Here is a 10,993-nt window from a genome sequence, read left to right on the forward strand (position 1 = left end):
GCTACGGCGCCGAGCAGGGGGCGGGGGAGCAGGCGCCCCCTGCCGGCGGCATGGAGCAGCTCCAGGCCGCCGCCGACGCCGTGGCGGTCATCGACGGCATGCGCGTGCGCCAGGACGCCAACAAGCTCGAGGGCGCCCTCCAGGGCGCGACCCTCGAGCTCCAGGGCAAGGGCGAGGCCCAGGTCTCCGTCGAGGAGCAGTCCGGGCTCGCCGAGAAGAACATCCAGGGCCTCGTCGACGCCTACAACAAGCTCCGCAGCCAGCTGAGCCAGCTCTCCGCCTACGACCCCGAGTCGGGGCAGGCCGCCGCCCTGCAGGGCGATGCCACCCTGCGCAGCCTCGACTCGCAGCTGAGCCGGGCCCTGACGGCACCGGTGCCGGCGCTCGCCGGCGAGCCGCTGCAATCGCTCGGCGACCTGGGGGTGGGGACCGAGCGCGACGGCAGCCTGAGCCTCGACAGCGCCCGGCTCCAGGAGGCGGTGGACCAGCACCCGCAGCTCGTCACCCGCCTGATGACCGACGCGGAGAGCGGGGTCATCGCCCGGGCCCAGGAGGTCCTCAAGGACGCCCTCGGCCGCGACAGCGTCCTCGACATGCGCAAGGAGGGGCTCCAGGACCGGCTCGAGGGCATCTCCGAGGAGCGCCAGGAGCTCGATGAGCGCATGGCGCAGCGCGAGGAGCAGCTGCGGGAGCAGTTCTCGAACATGAACTCGCGGGTGGCGGAGCTCAACCAGACCTCCGACTTCCTCAAGAGCCGCCTTGCGGGCATGAACCAGGGCGGCAAGGGGTGACGGTTCGCGCGGGCCCTTTAGGTGCGCCGGGAGCGGCCGCTACCGGTGACGATACGCCCGAGTCCAACTCTTCCTTCAGCAGAACGGGGTAAGGCCATGCATCGCGGCATCAATCAGTACCAGCAAGTCGGGACCTACTCCAGCGCTGCCTACGCCGATCCGTACCGGCTCGTGCAGCTGCTCATGGACGGCTTCCTCGACCGGGTCGCCCAGGCCCGCGGCGCCATGGAGCGCAACCAGATCGCCACCAAGGGCGAGCTGATCAGCAAGTCCATCTCCATCCTCGACGGCCTGCGCTCCGGGCTCGACCACGAGCGCGGCGGCGATATCGCCGGCAACCTCGAGGAGCTCTACACCTACATGCAGCGCCGGCTCGTCGAGGCGAACGCCCAGAACCGCGTGGAGCACCTCGACGAGGTGGCCTCCCTGATGCGCGAGATCAAGAGCGCCTGGGACGCGATCCCGCCGGAGCTGCGCTCGCGCGAGGCGGCCGAGGCGGCCGCGGCGCGGGAGCAGTAGGGCGCGCGAGGCGTTACCCCGCCGTGGTGGAGGAGGGCAGCCAGCCGCCTGAGGGCGGGGATGCGCAGCGCAGCGCGCAGCGGATCCTCGAGCTGAGCCGGCAGATGGCCCGCTGCGCGGAGCGGGGGGAGTGGGAGGCGGTCACCGAGCGTGACCGCCTCCGCCTCCAGTGCGCCCAGGCCCTCCCCGAGCGGCTCGATCAGCACCCGGGGGCGGCGGCCATCCGCCACGCCCTGGACGAGTCCCTGGCGCTCGACGAGCGGGTGCGGGCGATGATGCAGGCCGAGCGCGACCGCCTGGGCCGGGCCTGGCGGGAGGAGCGCCGCGGCCAGCAGGCCCACGACACCTACCAGGCCTACCAGCGCCTGTCCGACGGCGACGGCTGAACGGAGCCGGCGGCGGGCGACGAAATTTTGACGGCCCCTCGGCCTCCCCGTAGACTCGCCTTCCGCGTTGAGCGCGCCTGCCGCTTGGGGGGAGAGGGGTGTTCCAGGTCCTGGTCGTCGACAGCGATGCGGAGCGTCGATCGCACATCGAGGCGGTCCTCCGCTATCTCGAGCACGACGCCGTGGCCGCCGACCCCTCCCAGGCCGGCGCCGCCGCCCGCAGCCAGGGGGGAGTGGTGCTCGCCCTCGTGGCGATCGACGGCACCGAGGCCGAGGTCCTCTGGCGCCTCGCCGACTGCTGCCCCGAGCTGCCGGCCTTCTGCCTGGCCCCGACTGCGGAGGCCCGCCGCCGAGGCGACGAGCTCCAGGGGCAGGGCAGCGCCCTCGGGGTGCTCGATCTGCCCCTGCGCCAGGGCCCCTTCACGGCAGCGCTGCGCCAGGCCCTGAGCCACAACGCCCGCATCCGCGAGCGCGGCGCGCGCTCCTGCGAGCCGCGGCTCGTCGGCGAGAGCCGCCCCGTGCAGCGGGTGGCCCGGCTTGTCGAGCAGGTCGCCGATACCGAGGCGAGCGTGCTCATCCTCGGCGAGTCGGGCACGGGCAAGGAGGTCGTGGCGCGCAGCATCCACGCCCGCTCGTCGCGGCAGGGGCGCCCTTTCGTCCCCATCAACTGCGGCGCCATCCCCGAGGAGCTCCTCGAGAGCGAGCTCTTCGGCCACGAGAAGGGCGCCTTCACCGGCGCGATCAGCTCGCGCCAGGGCCGCTTCGAGATGGCCCAGGGCGGGACGGTCTTCCTCGACGAGATCGGCGACATGAGCCTGCAAATGCAGGTCAAGCTGCTCCGCGTCCTCCAGGAGCGCACCTTCGAGCGGGTGGGCGCAAACAAGCCGATCCGCGCCGACGTCCGGGTGATCGCCGCCACCCACCGCAACCTGGAGTCGGGGATCCGCGAGGGCAGCTTCCGGGAGGACCTGTTCTACCGGCTCAACGTCTTCCCCATCGAGATCCCGCCGCTGCGCGAGCGCCCCGGGGACATCCCGGTCCTCATCGAGGAGATCATCCGCCGCATCGAGGCCGAGGGGCGCGGCTCGGTGCGCGTCAGCCCCGGGGCCATGTCGGCGCTGTCCACCTACCATTGGCCCGGCAACGTCCGGGAGCTCGCCAACGTGGTCGAGCGCCTCGCCATCCTCTGCCCCTACGGCGAGGTCGGCGTCGAGGAGCTGCCCGCCAAGATCCGGGAGGCGGTGCACGGCGAGCCGGAGCCCGGCGCGGGGGATCCCGCCGGAGGCCGCGGAGCCGCCCTGCCCGCCGTGGACTGGGGGGAGGGGATCGACCTCCGGGCGTACCTGGGCGAGCTCGAGCAGGGGCTGATCCAGCAGGCGCTGTGGGTCAGCGACGGCGTCGTCGGGCGAGCGGCGCGGCTGCTCGGGCTGCGGCGGACCACCCTGGTCGAGAAGCTGCGCCGCTACGGGATCCGGCGCCCCTCGGCGAGCCGGAACCCGTAAACCGCATTGCCGGCAAGGTTGAGGCGGAGGCGGCAATACCTTGCCGGCAATCGGGCTATTGCTTGCCCGGCGGCGTGCAGGCGCCAGGATCTTGACTGCCGGCCGTCGCGGCTACACCGGCAAGGGCTGAGAAAGTATAGTAGACGCTTGATTCCCTGTCTCATTGCTCGTGGCATGGGCCTTGCTAAGGGATAGGCTGCCGCCGGCCCTGTGCCGCGGTGCGAAGTCGCGCCAGTTAGGGAGCAATCTATGGGTCAACAACGAGTGCTCGTGGTGGCTCGCCAGCCGGGCCGCCGTGCGGAGCAGCGCCAGCGCCTCGAGAGCGCCGGCTTTGTGACCTCCGAGGCGGAGGACCCCACCGCCGCGCACGGCCTGCTCGAGGGCGGCGGTATCGCCGCGGTGGTCTGCTGCGAGGGGGGGGAGGACGGCGACCAGTGGCGGGTCCTGACCCGGCACCCTACGGCGCCCCCGGTCATCGTCGTCTCCGCCGAGGCCGAGGTCAGCGGCGCCGTGGCGGCCATGCGGGACGGGGCGGCCGACTACGTCGCCGAGGGGGCCGCCGCCGGCGAGCTCGCCGCCGCCGTGGCGCGGGTGACCGAGGCGGGCCCGGACCTCGTCGCCGAGGACCGCAGCAGCCGCCAGCTCATGGCCCTGGCCCAGCGGGTCGCCGGCAAGGAGGTCACGGTGCTGATCACCGGCGAGTCGGGGACGGGCAAGGAGGTCTTCGCCCGCTACATCCACGACCGCTCGCCGCGCGCCGAGGGGCCCTTCGTCGCCGTCAACTGCGCCGCGATCCCCGAGAACATGCTCGAGGCGCTGCTCTTCGGCTACGAGAAAGGGGCCTTCACCGGCGCCAACCGGGCCCACGCCGGCAAGTTCGAGCAGGCGCAGGGCGGCACCCTGCTGCTCGACGAGGTCTCGGAGATCGAGCCGGGCCTGCAGGCCAAGCTCCTGCGCACCCTGCAGGAGAAGGAGATCGAGCGCCTCTGCGGCCAGTCCTCGATCCCCCTCGACGTGCGGGTCCTGGCGAGCAGCAACCGGGACCTGCGCGAGGAGGTCCGGGCGGGGCGCTTCCGCGAGGACCTCTTCTACCGGCTCCACGTCTTCCCGCTCCACCTGCCGCCGCTGCGCCAGCGCACCGCGGATATCATCCCCCTCGCCCGCTCGTTCGTCGCCAAGTACGCCCAGCTCGGCGGCGCCGGCGAGGCCGTGCTCACCCCGGAGGCGGAGCGGCTCCTGCTCCAGCACTCCTGGCAGGGCAACGTCCGGGAGCTCGAGAACGTGATCCAGCGGGCCCTGATCCTCGCCGAGGGGCGCTCGATCGACGCCGGCGCCATCCACTTCGAGCCGGTGCCCGTCGAAGGCGCGCCGGGCCCCGAGCCGGCGGCCCCGCGGGCCCCGGCCGGCGGGGCCTCGGTGCGCGAGCTCAAGCCGAGCGCCGCGGCCGATACGGAGGCGACCCTCGAGGAGGACTTGAAGGGCCGGGAGTATCGGCGGATCCTCGAGACCCTCGCCGAGGTGGGGGGCAGCCGCAAGGAGGCGGCCTCGCGGCTCGGGATCAGCAGCCGGACCCTGCGCTACAAGCTGGCGCGGATGCGCCAGGAGGGCTTCGAGGTCCCGGAGCGCTCCGGTGTGCTCTACGCCTACGGCGGCTAAGGGGGGGTGGCAATGGCCGATATGCGGATCGAGCAGGCGCTCTCCGAGATGCGGGCCATCGGCGCGCAGCAGTCGCAGGGGCAGCAGGAGGAGGGCACGCCGCCGCTGGAGGACTTCTCGCAGATGCTCGAGAAGGCAGTGGAGCAGGTCAACGAGCAGCAGGTCGCCTCGGGGGAGCTGAAGAAGGCCTACATGAGCGGCGAGGACGTGCCGCTGACGGACGTCATGGTGGCCTCGCAGGAGGCCAAGCTCTCGTTCGAGGCGATGAAGGAGGTGCGTAACCACTTCCTCAAGGCGTACCGCGAGATCGCCAATATGAAGATATGACGGTAGAGGGCCGGCATGGCGGATAGCCGGGCAATGACCGAGTCCTCGGAGAGCGCCCCGCCGTCGCCTTGGCAGAGCGGCGCCGCCGGCGAGGCGGCCGGCGCCAGCGGGGGGGAGCAGCGGGGCCTGGGGCGCTTCATCCCCGAGGGGGTGCAGGCCTCCCTCGAGCGCTGGCTCGGTGCCAACCCCCTGCGCAAGCTCGCCCTGGGGCTCGGGCTGCTGGCGGTCCTCGGCGCCGGTGTCGGCCTGTTCCTCTGGGCGGGGCAGTCGTCCCCCAAGTACGAGACCCTCTACACCGATCTCTCCTCCGAGAACGCCGCGGAGGTGCTCAACGCCCTCGAGCAGCAGGGCTTGAGCGTGCAGCTCGACGAGGCGACCGGGGATATCCGGGTGCCCGAGGGGAAGGTCCACCGGGCGCGGATCTACCTCGCCTCGCAGGGGCTGCCGAAGGGCTCCGGCTTCGGCTACGAGATCCTCAAGGAGGATCCCGGCTTCGGCGTCAGCGAGGCCATGCAGCAGGCGCGCTTCGACCGGGCGCTGGAGACGGAGCTGGCGCGCTCCATCGAGACCCTGCGCGGGGTCGAGTCGGCGCGCGTGCACCTCGACAACCCCGAGGAGTCGGTCTTCGTGCGCGACCGCAAGGAGAGCCGGGCCTCCGTCGTGCTGACGCTCGATCGCGAGCGCGAGCTGCCCCAGGGGCAGATCGAGGCGATCATCCACCTCGTGGCGAGCGCGGTCTCCGGGCTCGAGCACAAGGCGGTCAGCGTCGTCGACCACCGCGGCCGCCTGCTCACCGACGAGGAGCAGCCCCAGAAGGCCAGCGCCGTGGCGCAGCACCTCGAGCTCACCCGGCGCTTCGAGCAGCGCCTGCAGCGCCAGGTCGAGGACCTGGTCGCGCCCATCGTCGGCGCCGACCGCGCCCGGGCGCAGGTCAGCGCCGAGCTCAACTTCGACCAGCGCCGCCGCCTCGAGGAGTCCTTCGACCCGCAGCGCAGCGCCATCCGCAGCGAGCAGATGAGCGAGCGCAGCGGCGGCGGCTCCTCGTGGCCGATGGGCATCCCCGGCGCCCTGACCAACCAGCCGCCCGGCCCGGGCCAGCTCAACCCCGACGGCGAGGGGGGAGACGGGGGGGCGAGCACCCCCTTCAGCTCCAGCGAGACGCGCAACTGGGAGGTGGGCCGGACGCTGCGGGAGGTCCAGCCGGCGCGCGGGACCGTCGACCGGCTGACCGTGGGCGTCCTCCTCGGCCACCGCTACGTCAAGAACGACAGCGGCGAGGTGGTGCAGGAGCCCATCGGCGAGGAGCAGCTGGCCAGCCTGCGCGAGCTCATCAAGGGCGCGGTCGGCTACGACGAGGCGCGGGGCGACCAGCTCAGCGTCGTGACCGTGCCCTTCGCCGAGATCACCGAGCCGCCGGCGCCGCCGGAGGCGATCTGGGAGCAGGAGTGGGTGCGCGACCTGATCCGCCTCGGCGTCTTCGCGGCGATCGGCCTGCTCGTCTACTTCATCGCCCTGCGGCCGCTGGTCAACCGGATGATCGGCGGCGGCAGCGAGCAGGGCGAGGACTCGGAGCGCGCCGCCTGGGAGGCCCAGGGGCTGGAGCGGCCCGCCGGCGAGGCGCTGCAGAGCCCCGAGGGCGGGGGTGGGGCCTCCACGCCGGCGGGGCGCCAGGCGGCGCAGCTCGAGGGCTTCAGCGGCGAGCAGCTCAGCGACGTGCGCGAGCGCCCCTACGATGCGAAGCTCCAGGCCGTGCTCGAGCTGGTGGAGAACGAGCCGGAGCTCGCGGCCAACGCCGTCAAGGAGTGGCTCGACGAGGACGACAAGCGCAAGGGGTGACGAGCGATGGCGATGAACGGGACGGACCGGGCCTCGGTGCTCATGCTGACCCTCGGCGAGGACGCGGCCGCCGAGATCATGCGCTACCTCGGCCCCCGCGAGGTGCAGAAGCTCGGCCTCGGCATGACCCAGGTCGGCAGCATCAGCCGCGAGCAGGTGGAGGAGGTCCTCGACGAGTTCATCAACACCGCCGCCGAGCAGACCTCGCTGGGGATCGGCTCCACCGAGTTCATCCGCAGCACCCTCGTCAAGGCCCTCGGCGAGGAGAAGGCCGGCTCGATCATCGACCGGATCGTCATGGGCGGCAGCACCCGCGGGCTCGACCAGCTCAAGTGGCTCGACCCGCGGACCATCGCCGAGATGATCCGCCTCGAGCACCCGCAGATCATCGCCATCGTCGTCTCCTACCTCGAGCCGGACCAGGCCGGCTCGGTGCTCGCCGAGATGCCCGAGCGGATCCGCCACGACATCGTCATGCGGATCGCCACCCTCGAGGGGATCCAGCCGCGCGCCCTGCAGGAGCTCGACGAGATCATGGAGAAGCAGTTCTCCGGCCAGCAGCGGCTCAAGTCCTCGACCATCGGCGGGCTGCAGTCGGCGGCGAACATCCTCAACAACATGGACTCGCAGAACGAGAGCACCATCCTGAACAGCGTCAAGGAGCTCGACGAGGAGCTCGCCGACCGCATCCAGGAGCTGATGTTCGTCTTCGAGGACCTGCAGAAGGTCGACGGCCGCTCCATGCAGCAGCTGCTGCGCGAGGTCGACACCGGCACCCTGACCCTGGCGCTCAAGGGGGCCAGCGAGGAGCTGCGCAGCAGCTTCCTCAACAACCTCTCGCGCCGCGCCGCGGAGATGCTCCAGGAGGACCTCGAGGGCATGGGGCCGGCGCGGATCAGCGACGTCGAGGCGGCGCAGAAGGAGGTGCTGGCGGTGGCCAAGCGCCTGGCCGACGAGGGCAATATCAATCTGGCGGGCGGCTCCGAGGAGTACGTCTAGGCCTTGAGCGGCCCGGGGCCTCACGCCCTTCCCGTTACACGCAAGAGAGTGGAGGCGGCCGATGGACGGCGCAGATCGACCCGCGCGAGTCATCTCCCGGGAGGCGGCCGCGGAGGCCCAGACCTGGGAGACCCCGGACTTCGATCAGCCGCAGCGCGAGCAGCAGCGCCTCGCCGAGCTCGAGCAGGCGCGGCGGATCGAGCGCGACAAGGCGCGCCGGCGGCGTCAGCGCCGGCGCGAGGCCGTCCACGAGCGTCTGCGCCGCGAGGACGAGGCCCGCCGGGTCCTCCCGAGCCCCGAGGAGATCGAGCAGCTCCGGGCCACGGCCCGCCGTGAGGGCCACGAGGAGGGCTACCGCGAGGGGCGCCACGAGGGCTACCACGCCGGCTACCCGGAGGGGCTGCGCGCCGGCGAGGCCGACGGCCGGCAGGCCGGGGCCGCGCTGGTCCAGCGCCTGCGCGCCCTGCTCGACACCCTCGGCCGCCCCCTCGAGCAGCTCGATCGCGAGGCCGAGGACGAGCTCCTCCACCTGGCCTTCGCGCTCGCCCGGCGGGTGGTCTACGAGGAGGTGAAGGCCGATCCCGGCCACGCCGCGACGGCGGTGCGCCGGGCCCTCGCCGAGCTGCCGGCGACCCAGCGCACGGTGACCGTCCACGTCCACCCCGAGGAGCTGGGCTTCATCCGCGAGCAGGTGGGCGGCGAGGCCGCCGGGGCGGGGTGGTCCGTGGCCGCCGACCCCCACATCGCCCGCGGCGGCTGCGTGGTGACCACCGAGTCCTCGCGGGTCGACGCGACCATCGAGCGCCGCCTCGACGCCGTCGCCGAGCAGCTGCTCGGCGACGCCCGGGCCGCCGAGCAGGCCGAGCCCGCCGTCCGGACCTACCGGGGCGCAGCCGAGGCGCCCGGGCCGGCCGCCGAGGGGGCGGCGCAGGCGGCTGCCGGCGAGGGCGAGGCGAGCGGCGACGGCGAGGCCCCCTCTTGAGCGAGACCGCCCCCCGGGCCCAGGAGTGGGTGGCCGGCGCCCGGCGCCGGATCGCCGCCCTCGAGCCGGCACGCCCCCCGGTGGAGGGGGTCCTCCGCCGCATGGTCGGCCTGACGCTCGAGGCGGAGGGCTGCCGGGCGCCGCTCGGGGCGCGCTGCACCATCGAGGACGGCCAGGCGGGCGTGGAGGCGGAGGTGGTCGGCTTCGCCGGCGATCGCCTCTACCTCATGCCCACGGGCGATCTCCACGGCGTCATGCCCAGCGCCCGCGTCATCCCGCAGCAGGTGGGGGCGCAGGCGCGGGTCGGCGAGGAGCTGCTCGGCCGGGTCGTCGACGGCGGCGGGCAGCCGATCGACGGCGGCGGGCCGCTCCAGGCGCGCGACCACGCGCCCCTGATCGCCGAGCCGGTCAACCCCCTCGAGCGGGCGCCCATCAACGCCCCCCTGGACGTCGGCGTGCGCTCGATCAACGCCCTGTTCACCATCGGCCGCGGCCAGCGCATGGGGCTGTTCGCCGGCTCCGGCGTGGGCAAGAGCGTGCTGCTCGGGATGATGACCCGCTACACCACCGCCGATATCGTCGTCGTCGGGCTCATCGGCGAGCGGGGCCGGGAGGTGCGGGAGTTCATCAGCGACATCCTCGGCCGCCAGGGCCTCGCGCGGGCGGTGGTCGTGGCGGCGCCGGCGGACACCTCGCCGCTGATGCGCCTCCACGGCGCCATGCGGGCGACGAGCATCGCCGAGTACTTCCGCGACCAGGGCTATAACGTCCTGCTGCTCATGGACTCGCTGACCCGCTACGCCCAGGCCCAGCGCGAGATCGGCCTGGCCATCGGCGAGCCGCCGACGACCAAGGGGTATCCGCCCTCGGTCTTCGCCCTGCTGCCGCGGCTCGTCGAGCGCGCCGGCAACGGCCCCGAGGGCGGCGGCTCGATCACCGCCTTCTACACCGTCCTCGTCGAGGGCGACGACCCCCAGGAGCCCGTCGCCGACGCCGCCCGGGCGGTGCTCGACGGCCACCTGGTCCTCTCGCGGCGGCTCGCCGACGCGGGGCTCTACCCGGCCATCGACGTGGAGGCCTCCATCAGCCGCGCCATGACGGGCGTCGCCGAGGAGCGCCAGCTCAAGGCCGCGCAGCGCTTCCGCGAGCTCTACACCGCCTACCGGCAGAACGAGGACCTGATCAGCGTCGGCGCCTACCAGCGCGGCAGCGATCCGCTAGTCGACCAGGCCATCGCCTATCAGCCGCGGCTGCGGGCCTTCCTGCAGCAGGATGTCAGCGAGGCGGTGGACTTCGAGGAGTCGCGGGCCTCGCTGCTGCGCCTGATCGGGGAGGGTGACTCTTGAGCCAGGACTCGAGCAGGCTGTACCCCGTCCAGCGCTTGACCAGCCAGCGCCGCGACCAGGCGGCGGCGGAGCTCCGCCAGGCCGAGGGCGAGCTCCGGCGCCACGAGCAGCGCCTTGAGGAGATCCTCGAGCTGCGCCAGCAGTACTGCCGCCAGCTCAGCGAGGACGGGGCCATCGAGGCGAGCCGGCTGCGCGACTTCAACGTCTTCCTGACGCGGCTCGACGAGGCGGTCGTCCAGCAGCGCCAGAGCGTGGCGCAGCAGCAGCGGCGGGTGACCCAGCTCCACCGCCAGTGGCTGCAGCGCTGGGGCGAGCACCGGACCATCGAGCACGTGGTCGAGCGCCGGGCCGAGGCGGAGCGTGCCGAGCAGGCCCGCCGCGAGCAGCGCGAGGCCGACGAGACGGCGCGGCTGCTCTACCAGGCGCTGCAGCGCGGCCACCTCCCGGGCAAGGGGTAGCGCCCCCGGCGGGGCGTCGTGCGGCGAGTTGGCCCATTCCTTGCACAATTTCGCGGTGGTCTGGAACAGAGGGCGAGCCCATGCCGTTGATTGACGCGACAGCGCTGACCCAGGAAGGCGCCGGCGGCCGGGGCGCCGGGGGCGCCTCGGCCGCCTCTGGCGGGGGGGGCGGCTTCCTGCAGGCCCTCCTG

At 73.2% G+C, this 10,993-nt stretch carries 11 protein-coding genes; all 11 read left to right on the plus strand.

Translation table 11 applies throughout. The features are described 5' to 3' along the window. Nucleotides 1-791, plus strand: a 791-nt coding sequence (gene fliD / locus CKO13_RS07695) for a flagellar filament capping protein FliD (protein ID WP_200259057.1), incomplete at its 5' end; no start/stop codon positions are given. A 96-nt stretch (nt 792-887) separates the two neighbouring features. Then, nucleotides 888-1,310: a flagellar export chaperone FliS gene (fliS, locus tag CKO13_RS07700; protein WP_200259059.1), complete on the plus strand. Its 423-nt coding sequence runs from the start codon at nt 888-890 to the stop codon at nt 1,308-1,310. A 23-nt stretch (nt 1,311-1,333) separates the two neighbouring features. Beyond that, complete coding sequence (locus tag CKO13_RS12740; protein ID WP_200259061.1) at nt 1,334-1,696, plus strand: flagellar protein FliT; 363 nt, start codon at nt 1,334-1,336, stop codon at nt 1,694-1,696. 98 nt (nt 1,697-1,794) lie between these two features. Next, nucleotides 1,795-3,198, plus strand: coding sequence for a sigma 54-interacting transcriptional regulator (locus CKO13_RS07710; protein WP_200259063.1), 1,404 nt, complete (start codon nt 1,795-1,797; stop codon nt 3,196-3,198). Nucleotides 3,199-3,447: 249 nt separating this feature from the next. Further along, nucleotides 3,448-4,854, plus strand: a complete 1,407-nt coding sequence (locus CKO13_RS07715) for a sigma-54 dependent transcriptional regulator (protein WP_200259065.1) — start codon at nt 3,448-3,450, stop codon at nt 4,852-4,854. Nucleotides 4,855-4,866: 12 nt separating this feature from the next. After that, entirely contained in the window at nt 4,867-5,181 is a 315-nt protein-coding gene (gene fliE, locus CKO13_RS07720) for a flagellar hook-basal body complex protein FliE (RefSeq protein ID WP_200259067.1), read from the plus strand. Between the two features lie 15 nt (nt 5,182-5,196). Continuing rightward, the gene (gene fliF / locus CKO13_RS07725) at nt 5,197-7,017 is read left to right on the plus strand and encodes a flagellar basal-body MS-ring/collar protein FliF (protein WP_200259070.1); all 1,821 of its coding nucleotides are present in this window, start codon (nt 5,197-5,199) and stop codon (nt 7,015-7,017) included. A gap of 12 nt (nt 7,018-7,029) precedes the next feature. Then, nucleotides 7,030-8,016 (plus strand): flagellar motor switch protein FliG, encoded by a 987-nt coding sequence (gene fliG, locus CKO13_RS07730; RefSeq protein WP_420827060.1) that lies wholly within the window; start codon nt 7,030-7,032, stop codon nt 8,014-8,016. 61 nt (nt 8,017-8,077) lie between these two features. Beyond that, the gene (locus CKO13_RS07735; RefSeq protein ID WP_200259074.1) at nt 8,078-8,998 is read left to right on the plus strand and encodes a flagellar assembly protein FliH; all 921 of its coding nucleotides are present in this window, start codon (nt 8,078-8,080) and stop codon (nt 8,996-8,998) included. Next, nucleotides 8,995-10,344 carry a flagellar protein export ATPase FliI gene (gene fliI / locus CKO13_RS07740; protein WP_200259076.1) on the plus strand — a complete coding sequence of 450 codons (1,350 nt, stop codon included), beginning with the start codon at nt 8,995-8,997 and terminating at the stop codon, nt 10,342-10,344. The genes CKO13_RS07735 and fliI overlap by 4 nt, the downstream gene beginning before the upstream one ends. After that, nucleotides 10,341-10,802, plus strand: a complete 462-nt coding sequence (gene fliJ, locus CKO13_RS07745; RefSeq protein WP_200259078.1) for a flagellar export protein FliJ — start codon at nt 10,341-10,343, stop codon at nt 10,800-10,802. Before fliI ends, fliJ begins: the two co-directional genes overlap by 4 nt. Nucleotides 10,803-10,993: the final 191 nt, after the last annotated feature.

This window comes from Halorhodospira neutriphila (genome assembly GCF_016584055.1).
Classification (GTDB): Bacteria; Pseudomonadota; Gammaproteobacteria; order Nitrococcales; family Halorhodospiraceae; genus Halorhodospira; species Halorhodospira neutriphila.